This window comes from Streptomyces albofaciens JCM 4342, assembly GCF_008634025.1.
Taxonomy (GTDB): domain Bacteria; phylum Actinomycetota; class Actinomycetes; order Streptomycetales; family Streptomycetaceae; genus Streptomyces; species Streptomyces albofaciens.
On sequence record NZ_PDCM01000001.1, the window covers coordinates 1,669,243 to 1,685,715 of the forward strand.

Below are 16,473 nucleotides of genomic sequence, written 5' to 3' on the forward strand. Positions count from 1 at the left end.
GCGGCGGAGGAGAAGCCGGTGGAGGAGGAACCGGGGACGGCGGCGCGGCCGGACGGCGGCGCAGTGCCGGTCTGCGGGTTGGACACGGAACCTCCCCCTGGTCGCGGACGGCGGCCCCGGACCCGTGCGACGGGCGCACGGGAACAGATGCACGGCCAGCAGTCAGTATGGCCGCAGGGACTGACAACCACACCGTTATTGCCTGGATCATGTGCGGATCAGGCCCCGCCGAACCCTCCCGTCCGGCGGGCATCCGTGTTCCCCCGACCGCCAACACGCGCGGCCCGCCGGACACGGTTCCCGAAAGGACACGCGTATACGCAATTCGTGGCATTCGCCGGGGAATCCGGTGCCCGGCCGCGAGGCACGGGCGGAACCCGCCCCCGACGGGTCCCACCCGGCCTGCCCTTGGGAGACGGGCGGTCGAGAGAGGGGCAGTCGCGAGACGGATGGTCGCTTACGAGCTGTCGCGCTACGAGCGGTCGCGAGGTGGGGCGACCGCGCCGACAACGCCCGCTCGGCGAAACGATCCCGCCTGACAACTCCCCCTGAGTGGGGGAACGAACCGGGCCTGCCAAAGGATCCCGGTAGCCGGAAAGCTCCCATCCCGCCCATCCCGCCTATCCCACCCATCCCACCCATCCCGTCAACCCTCACTCCCTCAAACCCTCACCCCCACCAAACTCCCCACCCCCACCAAACTCCCCACCCCCACCCCCAGCCCCCTCAAGCCCCCTCAAGCCCCCTCCGAACATCTCCCCCAAACTCCCCCCGAACCCGCCGATACGCCTCCACCCCCGCCCCGGCCCGGTCCAGTGCGTGCAGGGCCGCGCCCAGGACGGGGGGCTCCGTCACCACGCGCGGTTCCGCCTTCGGGGCGCGCTCCGCCAGTAGGCGGGTCAGTTCGTCGTGCAGGAGCGGGTGCCGGGCGGCCAGTACGCCGCCGCCCAGGACCAGTGGCGTCGGCTCGTCCAGCAGGTCGAGCCGTTTCAGCGCCACCGACGCCAGCAGCGCGATCTCCTCCGCCTGCCGGTGCACCAGGGCCCGCGCCACCGGGTCGCCGGACGCGGCCACCGCGAACAGCAGCGGCGTCAGCCCGTAACGGCGCTCGCGCGGGATGTGCCCCAGGTGGAGCGCTTCGATCAGCTCCGGCATGGTGGTCAGCCCGAAGTAGGCCGGGACCTCGTAGGCCAGCGCGCTCGGTTCGCCGCGCCCGTCGTCGGCCCGCGCCGCCCACCACAGCGCCTCCTCGGCCAGGTGCCCGCCACCGCCCCAGTCGCCGGAGATCCGCCCGATGGACGGGAACCGGGCGGTACGGCCGTCGTGGCCCAGGCCCGCGCAGTTGATGCCGGCGCCGCACACCACCGCGACGCCGACCGGTTCGCCGCTGTCCGGCAGTCCGGTGCGCAGCAGCGCGAAGGTGTCGTTGGCGACGGTGACCGCGGGGGCCCAGCCGTACGAGCTGATCTCCGCGGCCAGTTCCGTCTCCTCGACGGGCAGGTCGGCGTTGGCCAGGTAGGCGGACACCTGGCTCACCGGGCCGGTGACGCCGGCCCGTTCCCGTACGGTGTCCACCAGTGCCGCCAGGTCGCCCACGGCCTGTGCGACGCCGACCACCGGCGGGCGGAAACCGCCGCCGCGGACCGTCGCCAGTACGGTCCCGTCCGCGCCGACCAGCGCCACGTCGGTCTTGCTGTTGCCCGCGTCGACGGCGAGGAACAGCCCGTCGGCGTGTGCGTCGGCTCCGGCCGCCCCAGCCGGCCGGGGTGAGCCATCCGGCCGGGGTGCCCCGGTCGGCCGGGGCACCGCCCCGCCCCCCTCGTCCTTGCTCAGAGCCACGTGAGGTGCTCCCGGTTGTGCGCGATCAGCTCGTCGGTCAGCCGGTCCGCGTAGGCGATCTGGCCGATGAGCGGGTGGGCGAGCAGGGCCTCGAAGACCCGGTCCCGGCCGCCCTTCAGGGCCGCCTCCAGCGCCAGGTGCTCGTACGCGGTGACGTTGGCGATCAGCCCGGAGTACAGCGGCTCCAGCGGCCGTACGGGCAGCGGCTCCGCCCCGCCGGCACCCACCGTCGCCGGTACCTCGATGACCGCGTCGTCCGGCAGGAAGGGCAGGGTTCCGTTGTTGACCGTGTTCACGATCTGCACGTCGCCGGTGTCGCCCAGCAGCGCCGAGGTCAGCGCCACCGCCGCCTCCGAGTAGAAGGCGCCGCCGCGCTTGGCCAGCAGCTCGGGCTTCTCGTCCAGCGACGGGTCGCCGTACATGTCCAGCAGCTGCTTCTCGATGGCCGCCACCTCCGCCGCCCGCGACGGCTTGCTGCGCAGTTCCTCCACGACCTCGTCGTGCTGGTAGTAATAGCGCAGGTAGTACGACGGTACGACGCCGAGCCGGTCCACGAGCGAACGCGGCATGTGCAGGTCCTCGGCGATGGCCGCGCCGTGCTCGGCGATCAGCCGGGGCAGCACGTCCTCGCCGTCCACCCGTACGGCGCGCTCCCACGTCAGGTGGTTCAGCCCGACGTGCTCCAGCTCCACCCGCTCCGGTGCGATGCCCAGCAGCCGCGCGAACTTCCGCTGGAAGCCGATGGCCACGTTGCACAGGCCGACGGCCTTGTGGCCGTGCGACAGCAGCGCGCGGGTGACGATGCCGACCGGGTTGGTGAAGTCCACGATCCACGCGTCGGGGTTGCGGCGGCGGATGCGCTCCGCGATGTCCAGGACGACCGGGACGGTGCGCAGCGCCTTGGCGAGCCCGCCCGCGCCGGTCGTCTCCTGCCCGACGCAGCCGCACTCCAGGGGCCAGGTCTCGTCCTGGTTGCGGGCCGCCTGCCCGCCGACGCGGAGCTGGAGGAGGACCGCGTCCGCGCCGTCCACGCCGGCGTCCACGTCGGCGGTCCAGGAGATGCGGCCGGGGTGGCCCTGCCGGGCGAAGATCCGCCGGGCCAGGCCGCCGACCAGCTCCAGCCGGTCGGCCGCCGGGTCGATCAGGACCAGTTCCGCCAGCGGCAGGGCGTCCCGCAGCCGGGCGAAGCCGTCGATGAGTTCGGGGGTGTAGGTGGAGCCTCCGCCGACCACGGCGATCTTGAGGCGGGGGTGTGGGGGCGGGCCCCCGGCGGCCGAGGGCGCTCCCTCGGCGGACGGAGACGGGGTCCCGGCGGACGGGGACGGAGTCCCGGCGGATGGGGACGGGGTCCCGGCGGACGACAGCATGAAATCGATCAGCCCTTCACTCCGGTGAGCGTGACGCCTTCGACGAACGCCTTCTGGGCGAAGAAGAAGACGATGATGACGGGTGCCATGACGAGCAGCGTCGCGGCCATGGTCAGGTTCCAGTTGACGCTGTGCGCGCTCTTGAACGATTCGAGTCCGTAACTCAACGTCCAGGCGGCGGGGTTCTGCGCGGCGTAGATCTGCGGTCCGAAGTAGTCGTTCCAGCAGTAGAAGAACTGGAACAGCGCGACGGCCGCGATACCCGGCTTCGCCATCGGCACGATGATGCGCAGCAAAGTACGGGCCTCGCCGCAGCCGTCCACCTTCGCCGACTCGATGTATTCCTGCGGAATGGTGAGCAGGAACTGCCGCAGCAGGAAGATGGAGTACGCGTCGCCGAACGCCATCGGGATGATGAGCGGCCACAGCGACCCGGACAGATGCAGCTGCTGCGCCCATACCAGGTACATGGGGATCACGATGACCTGCGGCGGCAGCATCATCGTCGAAATCACCAGCAGCATCGCGGTACGCCGGCCCCGGAACCGGAACTTGGCGAGCGCGTACGCCACCGGTATCGCCGAGCAGACGGTGAACAGTGTGCCCAGTCCCGCGTACATCAGCGAGTTCCGCCACCAGTCCAGGAATCCGGGGGTGGAGAACACCGTCGCGTAGTTCGACCAGTTCCATTCGTGCGGCCACAGTTCGCCGCTCATCGCCTGGTCGTCGCTCATGACGGAGGTCAGGAAGACGAACACGAACGGCAGGACGAAGAACAGCGCGGCGGCGACGGCGACGGAGTGCACCGCTATCCAGTGCAGCAGCCGCTTGCGGCGGGCGCGGGACGCGGCGGGCCCCCGGTCGGTGGTGCCGGTGCGGGCGGGCGCGCTGCCCGCTCTCAGGGTCGTCGTGGTCATGTCGGTTCAGTCCTCCGCCGGGAGCAGGCCGGCGCGCTTGCGCATCAGCAGGGTGGTGACGGCCATGGCGATCACGAAGAGCACGAGCGAGAGAACGCACGCCGCGCCGGTGTTGAAGTTCTGGAAGCCGAGCGAGTAGACGAGCTGCGGCACGGTGAGGGTGGAGTGGTCCGGGTAGCCGGGCTGGATGACCGTGCCGGGCCCGATGGTGACGCCGGAGGCCAGCTTCCCGGCGACCAGCGCCTGCGTGTAGTACTGCATGGTCTGCACGACCCCGGTGACCACCGCGAACAGCACGATCGGCGTGATCGACGGCCACGTCACGTACCGGAACCGCGCCCACGCCCCCGCCCCGTCCAGCTCGGCGGCCTCGTACTGCTCCTTCGGTACGTCCAGCAGCGCCGCCATGAAGATCACCATCAGGTCGCCGATGCCCCAGAGGGAGAGCATGACCAGTGACGGTTTGGCCCACGCCGCGTCGTTGAACCAGCCGGGCGCCGGGATGCCGACCGCCTCCAGGATCTCGTTGACCGGCCCGGTGCCGGGGTTGAGCAGGAAGACGAAGGCGACCGTCGCGGCGACCGGCGGGGCGAGATACGGCAGGTAGAAGGCGGTACGGAAGAAGCCGACGCCCGACTTGATCTTCGTGACGAGCAGGCCGATGCCCAGCCCGAAGACCACCCGCAGCGCGACCATCACCACGACCAGCCACAGCGTGTTCCACAGCGCGGGCCCGAACAGCGGCATCTGCGTGAAGACGTACTTCCAGTTCCGCAGCCCGACGAAGGACGGCTGCTCGATCTGGTTGTAGTGCATGAACGAGAAATAGACGGTGGCGAGCAGCGGATAGCCGAAGAAGACGCTGAAACCGACCAGCCAGGGGGAGAGGAAACCGAGGGTGCGCAGCCGCTGCCTGAGGTGTTTGCGGCGCAGTGCGGGAGCCTTCGGGCGCGGCGCGGTGGCCGCCGGGCGTTCGGGGGATTCGACGAGGGACATGGCGGGACTCCGTCAGTTCACGGACTGGAGGTTGTCGGCGTCTATCTGGGCATCGAGCTCACGCAGCCCCTTGTCGAGATCGGGCACCTTCCCGGCCTCGGCGTCGTAGGCGAAATCCTGGAACGCCGTGATGTACTGCCCGCCGTTGATGGACGGCGGCATCGCCTGGCTGTGCGGATTCCGCGCGATGTCGATGAACGTACGGAACGCGGGGTCGGCGTCGAGCTTCGGCGACTTGAGCGCCGCGAAGGTGGACGGCACATTGTGGATGGCATTGGCGAACCGCACCACCTGGTCCGTGTCCACCGTCAGGAACCTCAGCAGTTCCCACGCCGCGTTCTGATGCTTGCTGCCGTGCGCGATGCCCGCGACGGTGCCGGTCAGATAGCCCCGCCCGTACGTGTCCGCCTGGTCGTCCGGCACCGGCAGCGGCGCCGACCCCCAGTCGAACTTCGCCTTGCCCTCCTTCAGCATCAGCCCGCGCCATTCACCGTCGAGGTGCATCGCCGCCTTCTGCGTCATGAAGGAACTCTGCGACGACATCTCGTCGCCGAACGTCGTACGGAACTTCTCCAGCGCGGCATATCCGCCCTGCGCGTCCAGCAGCTCCCGCTGTGTGGTGAGGAACTGCTTGGTGCGCGGGTCCCTGGCGAGCTGCGCCTTGCCCTTCTTGTCGAAGTAGGCCGGCCCCCACTGCGCGAACAGCCGGTCCGGACTGTTCTGGTACAGCCGGAAGTTGGGCACGAAACCGGCGCGCTCGTACGAGCCGTCCGGCTTGCGCTTCGTGAGCTTGGCCGCGTCCCGCTTGAACTCGGACATGGTCCGCGGCGGCCGCTCGATACCGGCCTCCTTGAACGCGTCCTTGTTGTAGTACAGGCCGAACGAGTCGGCGAGCAGCGGCAGGGCGCACTGCTTGCCCTGATAACTCGTGTAGTCCAGGAACGTCTTCGGAAAGACCTTCTCTTTCTCCACACCCGTCTTCTTCATGAAGGGGTCGAGATCCGCCCACATGCCCGACGAGCAGTACTGCCCCACGTTGTTCGTGGTGAACGACGACACGACGTCCGGCGCGTCGTCCCCGCCGGCCCGCAGCGCCTGGTTCACGGTCTCGTCGGTGACGTTGTTGACCGTCTCCACCTTGATGTTCGGATGCAGCTTCTCGAAGCGGGCGATGCTGTCGTCGACCGCCTTCACCTCGGCCTGGTTGGACCAGCCGTGCCAGAACTTCAGCGTGACGGGCTGGGTCGGGTCGTCGCGATCGCTGCCGACGCTCGGATTGGCGCAGCCCGAAAGAATCAGACCGGCCCCGGCGAGCGCCGCTGACAGGCAGATGCGCATGCGCGGACGCGGCATGGCGGACTTCCTTTACGGCAGGGGTGATGACAGGAGGTGGTGCGACTGGGTGCGTGTGCGGGCCTTCCGGCGCCGGTGCGGGACCGGGCGCGTCCGGCACGAGGAGAGCCGTCCGGGCTCATGGTGTGGGTGAAAACGTCTGAACGATGCGTCTGGGCGACGCGTGTGGGCGATGTGCCCGAGCGATGCGCCGACCGCCGGATAATCGGCCCGTGGCGGCGGTGTCCGTCCGTACCGTTGCCGGTCCTGTGCACCGTCTCATCGCGCCGTGTCGAATACGGCGTTGCGCGCCTCGGCGAGCGCCGTTCGCAGCGCGCCGATGAGCATCGGATTCCCCTCGACATCGCTGATCCGGATCTCCGGCCGGGGCAGCGCGAGCCCGGTGAATTCACCCTCGACCAGTTCGCGCAACACCTCGCCCCCCGCCTGGGCGACCTCCCCGGAGAGCACCACCAGCCGGGGGTCCACGACGGCGACCACGGCCGCCAGCCCGGTCGCCAGGCGCCGTGCCACCTCGGCACGTACGCGGGCGTCGCGCAGCGCCTCGGGAACCGTACGCGCATCCGCCACGCCGTACTCCCGCGCCAGCTCCACGACGCTCGGCGAGCCGACGAGGCGCTGGAAGCCCCCGCCGGCGTCCGGCCGGGCCGCGTCGCGGTCGCCGCCGCGGGCGAGCGGCGCGCCCGGCAGCGGCATGTAGCCGATCTCGCCGGCGCCTCCGGTGGCCCCGCGCAGCACCTGCCCGCCGAGCACGATGGCCGCGCCGACCCCCTCGTCGGCCCACACCAGCACGAAATCGTCGAAGTCCTGCGCGGCGCCGTCGTGCTGCTCGGCGACCGCCGCCAGGTTCACGTCGTTCTCGATCACGATCGGCACGCCCAGCACGCCGGCCAGCTCCTCCTGGAGCGCCCGCGAGTGCCAGCCGGGCAGGTGGGGCGCGTACCGCAGCACACCGGTCTGCGGGTCGAGCGCGCCGGGCGTCCCGATCACCGCCCCGTGCAGCCGCTCCCGCGTCAGCCCGGCCTTCTCCAGCGCCCCGTCCACGGCGGAGGCCACGAGCTGCGCCGTCTTACGGGGCGCGTCGTCCTCCACCGCGTCCGTACCGACCCGCTCCTCCCCGAGCACCCGCCCGGCGATATCGGCGACCGCGGCGGTGATCCCGCCCTGGTCGACGGCGAGCGCGGCCACGTAGGCGGCGTCCGGGTTCACCTCGTACAACTGGGCGTTCGGCCCCGGCCGTCCGGTCACATTGCCCGTCGTACGCACCAGCCCGGCCGCCTCCAGCCGCCCGAGCAACTGCGACGCGGTGGGCTTGGACAGCCCGGTCAGCGCGCCGATCTGCGTACGGGTCAGCGGCCCCTGCGCCACGAGCAGGTCGAGCGCGGCCCGGTCGTTCATGGCCCGCAACACCCGCGGCGTACCAGGAGTCCCCTGCCCGCCCTGCCCTGTGGCCATGACGCCCGCCCCGATTCCCGCTCCGTCGCGTTCTGTTAGGAAAGTTTCCAATCGATGCACAGGAACGTAAGCGCCGCGTCAGCGGGACGTCAATGGGTCTGGACCATTGACTTTGAGCGCGCCCCACACGGTCTTACCCGGCCCGGCGCGGTCCACCACACCCCACGCGTCGGCCAACGCTTCCACGACCACCATGCCGCGGCCGTGCTCGTCCAGGGGCCCGGGGGAGCGGACGACGGGGGTTCCGTCCCCGGCGTCCGAGACCTCGATGCGAAGGGTGTCGCCGGTCAGGGCGAAGTGGATCTCGATCCGCCGCCCGGGCCCGGTGGCGGCCAGCACGGCGTTGGAGGCCAGCTCGCCGAGCACCACTTCACCGGCCTCGATGGTGACGGGCCTGAGCCCCTGGGCGGCGGCCCACTTCCGGAAGGCCCGCCGCGCCTGGCCGGGGCTTCGCCTGTTACGGGGGAACCGGTGGGTCACGGAGGCAGGGCGAAGCGATTGCTCGATCATGGCGAACCCCTCGGAGGGTGCGAGAACGGACCTTCAGCAGACTGCACCCATCCAATTACTTCGAGCAACGTTTCTTGGTGCCACGAAAGAGTGAAGTTCCGTTGCGGACCTCGTCGCGGGTTCGCCAAACTGGCCGCTCGCCAGGGGAGGTTGCATGTCCGCACGACGCTCCACCGTTCAGCCGTCCACCGTCCTGGGTCGACAGTTGGGTGATGAACTGAGGCAGTACCGGGAAGCTGCCGGGCTGTCCACCTCAGCTGCCGCCGAAGCTCTCGACTGCACCAAAGCGAAGATCAGTCGTATCGAGAACGGCCGTGTTCCGGTTCGGGTACCCGACTTGATGGCGCTGCTGCACACATACGGTGTCGGTGACGGCCAAGTCCTGGAGCGGCTTACGACTCTCGCTCGCTCCGCCAACCGGCGGCGCCGCGAGGGCTGGTGGAATCAGTACGGGCCCGTCTTGGAGGACACGTACCGGGACTACATCGCCCTTGAGGCCGTGTCCGACAGCATCAGGACCTACCAGAGCCAGCTGATTCCCGGTTTGCTACAGACACCCGCCTACGCGCGGGCTGTCACCGTGGCCTCGAAAGCCTGGCAGACGCCGGATGAGATCGAGCAGTTCGTCAAAGTGCGAGCTGCCCGCCAGGAACGGCTCACCGCTGAGCAGCCCTTGTCCGTCTGGGCCGTCATGGCGGAGGGCGTGCTGCACCAACGGGTGGGCGGTGCTGAGGTGATGCGCGCCCAGTTGGAACACCTGGTTGCCATGACCGGGCTGGCGAACGTGACGGTTCAGGTGCTCCCGTTCTCGCGTGGCGCTCATGGAGGTATGTTCGGTCCGTACTTGCTGCTGAGCTTTCCGCAGGTGTCGGCTCTGGACGTTGTGCTCATGGAGCACCCCACCGGTCACATCTGGCTGGAGCAGGAATCGGAGGTCGCGCGCTACCGTGATCTCTTCGACGACGCCCGCACGTCGGCCCTCTCGCCCGCGGAGTCCGTGGCCCGGATCGAATGCATCATCTCCAAGGAGTACCGAGCGTGAACGTCACGGGTGTCACCTGGCGCAAGAGCACCTACAGCGGCGGCCAAGGCGAATGCCTGGAGATAGCCGACAGCCTCCCGGCCCACTCACCCGTCCCCATACGTGACAGCAAGCGTCCAAACGGCCCGCACCTCCTCTTCCCCGCCCCGGCCTGGGCGGCCTTCATCGCCTCCGTGAAAGCGGCCCGCGACTGACGGCTACTGGTCCTCCAGCCACTGGAATATCTCCTCCCAGAACCGGCACCCCTCTACCGGCTCCAATGCGTCGATCAGCTCGCGGAGCTCGTGCAGGACCGCCTCGTGGTCATCCCCGAAGAGCCGGTCCTCGTAGGACGCCAGCAGGCCCAGTGCCCCCGCGAGCAGCGGCAGGCTGTCGGCCACGTGGCCCGCGTATCCGGCCGCGTGGTCCCAGCCGTTGGGGTCGTACAGGGAGATGCGGCCGGTGTTGCCCATGAGCATCAGGGAATAGTTCAGCGACTCGCCCATGCCGTAGGCGTACGACTTCGGCGGGGAGTCGTCGTCCGGGTAGCGGTTGCCGAACAGTTCGTCCGGGTCTTCGGCCCAGGGGCCTTTCCGGGGCAGATCGGTGGAGTCGTAGTCCACGAAGCCGAGGTGGACGGACGGGAATCCGACCTCGGTGAGGAATGTGCGGGTTTCCGCGTGTTCCAGTCGCTCGGGGAGTTCGCCCTCCGTGGGGCGCCACAGCGCCCCGGCGCCGAAGACCGACTCCAGCCACTCCGCCGTCGGCTCCAGAGCCGCGGCCAGCAGTGCTTCCCGGTCCACGGCGGCAGCGCCCGCCTGCTGTCCCGTTTCCGTTGCAGTCCCACTCATCGGTCAGCCCCCCCGTACTTCCTTCGTCCTCACCGGTCCGTCGTGCTGTGAACAGTGAACCGCACGGCACTGACAACCGATCATGGATGCATGGGCAGCGGCGGGCGTGGGTTCGGCAGGGCAGTGCCCCCGCAGGCCGAGAGCGACCTGATCTTCCACGAGCTGCCCGGGTTCTGGGCCCATGTGCTCGGCTGCGAGAGAACGGCCGCCTCCTGCCGGATCGCCGCCGCACCCGGTCCGCAGTGTCGGCTACGTGCCGCCCCGTTCTCCGAGACCCGCCCCGGCCCCCTCACCCGACTCCATCCCCTCCAGCACCTTGTCCAACATCACCGGCGCCTCCCGCACCCGCACCCCCGTCGCGTGCCGCACCGCGTTGACCACGGCCGCCGCCGTGCCCGTGATGCCGATCTCGCCGATGCCCTTGATGCCCAGGGGGTTGACGTAGGGGTCGTCCTCGTCGATCCAGTGGGCCTCGATCCGGCGGACGTCCGCGTTGGCGGTGACGTGGTAGTTCGCCAGGTCGTGGTTGACGAGGAGGCCGTAGCGCGGGTCGGTGACGGTTTCCTCGTGGAGGGCCATGGACAGGCCCATCGTCATGCCGCCGATCAGCTGGGAGCGGGCGGTGCGCGGGTTGATGATGCGGCCCGCCGCGAAGACGCCGAGGAGGCGCGGTACGCGGATCTCGCCGGTGTCGGCGTCCACCCGCACCTCGACGAACTGGGCGCCGAACGCGTGCATCGCAAAGCGTTCGGCGTGCGGGTTGCCGGGGGTCTCGGCCTGCGCGTGGTCGCCGGGGGACGGGTCGTGCCCATGGCGCTTGCGGAACGTCCGCACCGCCGCCACGATCGCCGAACCCCACATCGCCGTACCGGCGGAGCCGCCCGCGACGGTCGCCTTGGGCAGGGCGGTGTCGCCGATGCGCAGCTCGACGGCGTCGAGGGGGACGTCCAGCCGGTCCGCGGCGATCTGGGCGAGCACGGTCCAGGCGCCGGTGCCCAGGTCGGCCGCGGCGATGTCCACCCGGTACCGTCCCCCGCCCAGGTACTCGACCGCGGCGACCGAGCCGGGAACGCGGTTGACCGGGTAGGCCGACGAGGCGACGCCCGTACCGACCAGCCAGCGGCCGTCCCGCCGTACGCCCGGGCGCGGGTCGCGGTCGCGCCAGCCGAAGCGGCGGGCCCCCTCCTTCAGGCACGCCACCAGATTGCGGCTGGAGAAGGCCTTGCCGGTCTCCGGGTCCACCGGCGCGTCGTTGCGGATGCGCAGCTCGACCGGGTCCATGCCGAGGCGCTCGGCGAGTTCGTCCATGGCGACCTCGGGCCCGAACATGCCGGGGCACTCGCCGGGCGCCCGCATCCAGGAGGGCACCGGCACGTCCAGGCGGGCCAGCCGGTGGGTGGTGCGCCGGTGCTGCGCCGCGTACATGGTGCGCGTCGGATTGGCGGACTGCTCGGCGAACTCCTTGATGCGCGCGGTCTGCTCGACGGCGTCCATGCCGATGCCGGTCAGCCGCCCGTCGGCGCCGGCCGCGAGCCGTACCCGCTGGTACGTCGGGGTGCGGTAGCCGACGAGGGTGAACATCTGCTGCCGGGTCAGCGCGAACTTCACCGGCCGCCCGGGCACCGCGCGGGCCGCCAGCGCGGCCAGTACGGAGTGGGCGTGCGGCTCGCCCTTCGAGCCGAAGCCGCCGCCGACGTACGGGCAGATCATGTGCACCCGGCCGCGGTCCAGGCCGAACACCTCGGCCAGGGTGTCGCGGTGCCCGTGCACGCTCTGGGACGAGTCGTACAGCGTCAGCTCGTCGCCCTGCCACACGGCGATCGTCGCGTGCGGTTCCATCGGGTTGCAGTGGGTCATCGCCGTCACGTACGTCTCGTCCAGCGCCACCGCGTCCGGGTCCGCCGCGGCCGCCTCCATGGCGGCGTCCAGGTCGCCCAGGATGCTGTCCGTGTCCGCACCGCCGTTGGCCGACTCCGGCCGGTACAGCTCGTTCTCGTCCGGTTTCAGTTCGGACGTGTGCGGTTCGGTGGCGTAGGTGATCCGTACGAGCGAGGCCGCGTGCCGTGCCGCCTCCGGCGTCTCGGCGATCACCGCCGCCACGATCTGCCCGCGGAACGCCACCTCGGGCTCCTGGAGGATCGCCAGTTCCGCGTCCTCCGTGGACGCCAGCCGCTCGGCGTTCTCGTACGTCAGTACGGTGATGACGCCGTCCTCCCGGCGCGCGGCCTCGGCGTCGACGGCCGTGATGCGGCCGCGGGGGACCGAGGACAGCACGGCGTGCGCGTAGCAGGGGTTCTCCACGCGGTGCTCGAAGGCGTAGGGGGCCTTGCCGGCCACCTTGGCCCGGGCGTCCGCGCGCTCCAGATCCGCGCCGACGGCCCGGCGGCTCCCGGATGTGCTCGTCATCGTGCCCCCTCCAAGCTGCTGCCCGGGGTCTCCGGTACGAGATCGCGTACGACGGCGACCAGTGTGTTGTGGACGAGCGGGATCTTGAACGCGTTGTCCCGCAGCGGGTGGGCGTCGGCCGTCTCGGCGTCGGCCGCCGTACGGCAGCTCTCCTCGGTGGCCGGCAGCCCGCGCAGCGCCTGTTCGGCACGCTCGGCCCGCCACGGCTTGTGCGCGATCCCGCCCAGCGCGATCCGCGCCTCCCGTACGGTGCGGCCGTCGTCCTCCAGATCGAGGGCCACCGCCACGGAGACCAGCGCGAAGGCGTACGAGGCGCGGTCGCGCACCTTGCGGTAGCGGGAGCGGGCCGCCCACGGCAGGCCGGGCAGCTCGACGGCGGTGATCAGCTCGCCGTGCCGCAGCACCGTGTCCCGGTGCGGCGCGTCACCGGGCAGCCGGTGGAAATCGGTGACCGGGATACGGCGCTCGCCGTCCGGGCCCAGGGTCACGACCACGGCGTCCAGGGCGGCCATCGCCACCGCCATGTCGGAGGGGTGCACGGCCACGCAGTGCGAGGACGCCCCCAGGATGGCGTGATAGCGGGTCCAGCCCTCCAGGGCGGCGCATCCGGAACCGGGGTCGCGCTTGTTGCAGGGGGTGCTGGGGTCCTGGAAATAGGCGCAGCGGGTGCGCTGGAGGAGGTTGCCGCCGGTGGTCGCGAGGTTGCGCAGCTGCCCGGACGCGCCGGAGAGGAGGGCCTGGGAGAGCACCGGGTAGCGCGCGCGTACGGCGGGGTGCGCGGCCAGATCGGCGTTACGGACGTTGGCGCCCACCCGCAGGCCGCCGTCGTCCAGCTCCGCCACCTCGTCCAGGGGCAGCCGGCTGACGTCGACCAGCAGGTCGGGGGCGGTGATGCCGAGCTTCAGGTGATCGACGAGGTTGGTGCCGGCGCCGAGGAACGCGGCCCCCGGGTGCGCCGCCACGGTGGCCACCGCGTGCGCGGCGTCGGTGGCACGCTCGTACCGGAACGGCTTCACCGGCCCGCTCCCTCGGCCTCGGCGGCGGCCGCGACCGCCGAAACGATGTTCACATACGCCCCGCAACGGCACAGATTGCCGCTCATCCGCTCGGCGATCTCCTCCTGATCGAGCACGATGTCGCCTTCCGCGCCCACCTCGGTGACCACGCTGGGCCACCCCTGCGCCGCCTCCCGCAGCACACCGACCGCCGAACACACCTGGCCCGGCGTGCAGTACCCGCATTGCAGCGCGTCGTGGTCCACGAAGGCCTCCTGTACGGGATGCAGTTCGCCGTCCGTACCCAGACCCTCGGCCGTGACGATCTCCGCCCCGTCGTGCGCCACCGCCAGCGCCAGACAGGTCGTGGCCCGCCGCCCGTCCAGCAGCACGGTGCACGACCCGCACTGCCCGTGGTCACACCCCTTCTTGGGACTGGTGATCCCCAGCCGCTCCCGCAACGCATCCAGCACGGTGGTCCGCGTATCCACCGCCACCTCGTGCTCCTGCCCGTCGACACGCAGCCTGATCTCGGTCTCCATGGTGGGGCGAGTCACCAGGGGAGGGGGCGGTAAACGGGGGCATGTGGGTGATGCGCCCGTAAGGCAGAGGGCCGGTCGGGGCGATCGGGGGCGTCCGTGGTGGTGCGGAGCCGGACCGGCCTCCGGGATTCCCCGGCGCGGCGGCTGTACGCGAACTGCCCCGGTCCGGACATGCTCGGACCGGGGCAGTGCCGTCTCAGCGGTCGGGCGCCCTACTTGCTCAGATTCGGCGCCGGTATGGGCGCAGTGGCCAGCGACTGCGGGGAAGTCGGGCTGGCGAGGGCCGACGGCGCGGCGACCGCGGCGCTGGGGTCCGGGGCCGGGGGCTCGTCGGCGAGTGCGGCGGCGGTGGGGCGCGGCGCCAGGGTGATGCCCTCCGCGTCCAGGGCCTTCTTGATGCGCCAGCGGAGTTCGCGTTCTATGCCGAGGGCCTTGCCGGGCATGGTCTTGGCGGAGACGCTGATCGTCACGGAGTCGAGGTGGACCTCGCTGAGGCCGAGGACCTCGACCGGTTCCCAGAGCTGTTCGTTCCAGGGCTCGGCACCGGACATCTCCTCGCCGACGGCCTTGATGACGTCGCGGGCGCGGTCCAGGTCCTGGTCCGGGGCGATCATGACGTCGACGGTGGCGGTGGACCAGCCCTGGCTGAGGTTGCCGATGCGCTTGACCTCGCCGTTGCGGATGTACCAGATGGCGCCGTTGGGGCCGCGCAGCTTGGTGACGCGCAGGCCGACCTCGACGACCGTACCGGTGGCCACGCCCGCGTCGATCTCGTCGCCGACCCCGTACTGGTCCTCCAGGATCATGAAGACGCCGGAGAGGAAGTCGGTGACCAGGTTGCGGGCGCCGAAGCCGATGGCGACGCCCGCGACGCCGGCGCTGGCCAGCAGCGGCGCCAGGTTGATCTTCAGGACGGACAGCACCGTGAGCGCGGCGGTGCCCAGGATGACGAAGGAGGCGACGCTGCGCAGCACCGAGCCGATGGCCTCGGAACGCTGCCGGCGGCGCTCGGCGTTGACCAGGAACCCGCCCAGCGCGGTGCCTTGGGCGGCCGTCGCGGTGCGGTTCATCCGCTCTATGAGCTTGGTGATCGTGCGCCGGATCACATGCCGCAGGATGACGGCGATGACGATGATCAGCGCGATCTGCAGGGCGGAGGTGAGCCAGGTCGCCCAGTTCTCCTCCACCCATCCGGCGGCGTTGGTGGCCTTCTCCGTGGCGTCGTCGAGTGACGCCCGGCGGTGCGGGCCGGGCGTCGCGGCGGCTGGGGAAGCGGACCAGAACACAGCAGGGACCTCCGTGTGGGACAGCAGACCCAGGGTCGGGACGGACCGTGACCCGGGCAGACCAACCACACTAACGGGGCAACGGGGGCGGTCCGCGCCGGTGTTCGAGAGTGACCGGACCAATTGCGGGACTTTTTGGGGGGAAGTAAAGGTGTGTGGTCGAAAACACCTCGGACCCGTTACCCGGTGATGGTGGCGCCACGACCAGGCACCGGGGGACACTGTGGAGAGATCGTCCCGGCGCGAGCCACGCGCCGCCGGCGTACAAGGAGGCACCCGTGCCGCATGTCCTGGTCCTCAACGCGTCGTACGAGCCGCTCGGCGTCGTACCGCTCCGCCGCGCGCTCATCCTCGTCCTCAACGAAAAGGCCGTCAGCCTTGAGGAGTCCGGCGCCCTGATGCACAGCGCGACCCGTGTGATGCCCGCCCCGAGTGTGGTCCGCCTCAAGCGGTTCGTGCGGGTGCCTTTTCGCGGTCCCGTCCCCCTGACCCGTCGAGCGCTGTTCGCCCGTGACGGCGGCCGGTGCATGTACTGCGGTGGCGTCGCAACCAGCGTCGACCACGTCGTCCCGCGCAGTCGCGGCGGCCAGCACACCTGGGAGAACGTCGTCGCCGCGTGCCGCCGCTGCAACCACGTCAAGGCCGACCGGCACGTCGCCGAGATCGGCTGGCGGCTGCGGCACCAGCCCGCCCCGCCGTCCGGCCTGGCCTGGCGGATCATCGGCACGGGGCATAGGGACCCCCGTTGGCTGCCATATCTGCAGCCGTACGGGGCGGATGACGCGCTGGCCCGGATCGACGCCGTATCGGCTTAGGTCCGGGTTTTTGCATGGCGGGGCGCTCCCGGCCGGGCCCGGACGTCGTCCGGGCCCGGGGTCCGGGGTGCGCGTCGTCTGTCGGACGTCGTCCCGGTCCAGGATTCGGGACGCGCATCG

Annotated in this window: 15 protein-coding genes; 3 read left to right on the forward strand and 12 right to left on the reverse strand. The window is 70.8% G+C overall.

Annotated features, from left to right (window positions below; all coding sequences use genetic code 11):
- Positions 1-726 precede the first annotated feature (726 nt).
- From CP973_RS07660 to CP973_RS07690, 7 genes are all read right to left on the reverse strand, one after another.
- Complete coding sequence (locus CP973_RS07660) at positions 727-1,722, reverse strand: N-acetylglucosamine kinase (protein ID WP_150243259.1); 996 nt, start codon at positions 1,720-1,722, stop codon at positions 727-729.
- Positions 1,723-1,829: 107 nt separating this feature from the next.
- Positions 1,830-3,077, reverse strand: coding sequence for a 6-phospho-beta-glucosidase (locus tag CP973_RS07665; protein WP_150243261.1), 1,248 nt, complete (start codon positions 3,075-3,077; stop codon positions 1,830-1,832).
- 137 nt (positions 3,078-3,214) lie between these two features.
- A complete protein-coding gene (locus CP973_RS07670; protein ID WP_150238736.1) occupies positions 3,215-4,123 on the reverse strand; it encodes a carbohydrate ABC transporter permease in 909 nt (302 codons plus the stop codon).
- A gap of 6 nt (positions 4,124-4,129) precedes the next feature.
- The gene (locus CP973_RS07675) at positions 4,130-5,119 is read right to left on the reverse strand and encodes a carbohydrate ABC transporter permease (RefSeq protein ID WP_150238737.1); all 990 of its coding nucleotides are present in this window, start codon (positions 5,117-5,119) and stop codon (positions 4,130-4,132) included.
- 12 nt (positions 5,120-5,131) lie between these two features.
- On the reverse strand, positions 5,132-6,472 hold the full coding sequence (locus CP973_RS07680) for an ABC transporter substrate-binding protein (protein WP_208853147.1): 1,341 nt from the start codon (positions 6,470-6,472) through the stop codon (positions 5,132-5,134).
- 258 nt (positions 6,473-6,730) lie between these two features.
- A complete protein-coding gene (locus CP973_RS07685; protein WP_150243265.1) occupies positions 6,731-7,870 on the reverse strand; it encodes an ROK family transcriptional regulator in 1,140 nt (379 codons plus the stop codon).
- A 135-nt stretch (positions 7,871-8,005) separates the two neighbouring features.
- On the reverse strand, positions 8,006-8,437 hold the full coding sequence (locus tag CP973_RS07690; RefSeq protein ID WP_150238738.1) for an ATP-binding protein: 432 nt from the start codon (positions 8,435-8,437) through the stop codon (positions 8,006-8,008).
- 154 nt (positions 8,438-8,591) lie between these two features.
- Between CP973_RS07690 and CP973_RS07695 the strand changes: the two genes are divergently transcribed.
- Entirely contained in the window at positions 8,592-9,479 is an 888-nt protein-coding gene (locus CP973_RS07695; RefSeq protein WP_150238740.1) for a helix-turn-helix domain-containing protein, read from the forward strand.
- Positions 9,476-9,673 carry a DUF397 domain-containing protein gene (locus CP973_RS07700; protein ID WP_150238743.1) on the forward strand — a complete coding sequence of 66 codons (198 nt, stop codon included), beginning with the start codon at positions 9,476-9,478 and terminating at the stop codon, positions 9,671-9,673. The genes CP973_RS07695 and CP973_RS07700 overlap by 4 nt, the downstream gene beginning before the upstream one ends.
- Before the next feature lie 3 nt (positions 9,674-9,676).
- Here the strand turns inward: CP973_RS07700 and CP973_RS07705 are convergent, their stop codons facing one another.
- The 5 genes from CP973_RS07705 to CP973_RS07725 all read right to left on the reverse strand — a co-directional run bounded on the left by CP973_RS07705 (position 9,677) and on the right by CP973_RS07725 (position 15,538).
- Positions 9,677-10,309 (reverse strand): SUKH-4 family immunity protein, encoded by a 633-nt coding sequence (locus CP973_RS07705; RefSeq protein ID WP_150238745.1) that lies wholly within the window; start codon positions 10,307-10,309, stop codon positions 9,677-9,679.
- A 249-nt stretch (positions 10,310-10,558) separates the two neighbouring features.
- Positions 10,559-12,715 carry a xanthine dehydrogenase family protein molybdopterin-binding subunit gene (locus tag CP973_RS07710; RefSeq protein WP_150238747.1) on the reverse strand — a complete coding sequence of 719 codons (2,157 nt, stop codon included), beginning with the start codon at positions 12,713-12,715 and terminating at the stop codon, positions 10,559-10,561.
- Positions 12,712-13,731, reverse strand: coding sequence for an FAD binding domain-containing protein (locus tag CP973_RS07715; RefSeq protein WP_150238749.1), 1,020 nt, complete (start codon positions 13,729-13,731; stop codon positions 12,712-12,714). Before CP973_RS07715 ends, CP973_RS07710 begins: the two co-directional genes overlap by 4 nt.
- Positions 13,728-14,252 (reverse strand): (2Fe-2S)-binding protein, encoded by a 525-nt coding sequence (locus tag CP973_RS07720; RefSeq protein WP_150243267.1) that lies wholly within the window; start codon positions 14,250-14,252, stop codon positions 13,728-13,730. The genes CP973_RS07715 and CP973_RS07720 overlap by 4 nt, the downstream gene beginning before the upstream one ends.
- Positions 14,253-14,464: 212 nt before the next feature.
- A complete protein-coding gene (locus CP973_RS07725; protein ID WP_150238751.1) occupies positions 14,465-15,538 on the reverse strand; it encodes a mechanosensitive ion channel family protein in 1,074 nt (357 codons plus the stop codon).
- 278 nt (positions 15,539-15,816) lie between these two features.
- Between CP973_RS07725 and CP973_RS07730 the strand changes: the two genes are divergently transcribed.
- Positions 15,817-16,353 (forward strand): HNH endonuclease, encoded by a 537-nt coding sequence (locus CP973_RS07730; RefSeq protein WP_003982442.1) that lies wholly within the window; start codon positions 15,817-15,819, stop codon positions 16,351-16,353.
- Positions 16,354-16,473 lie beyond the last annotated feature (120 nt).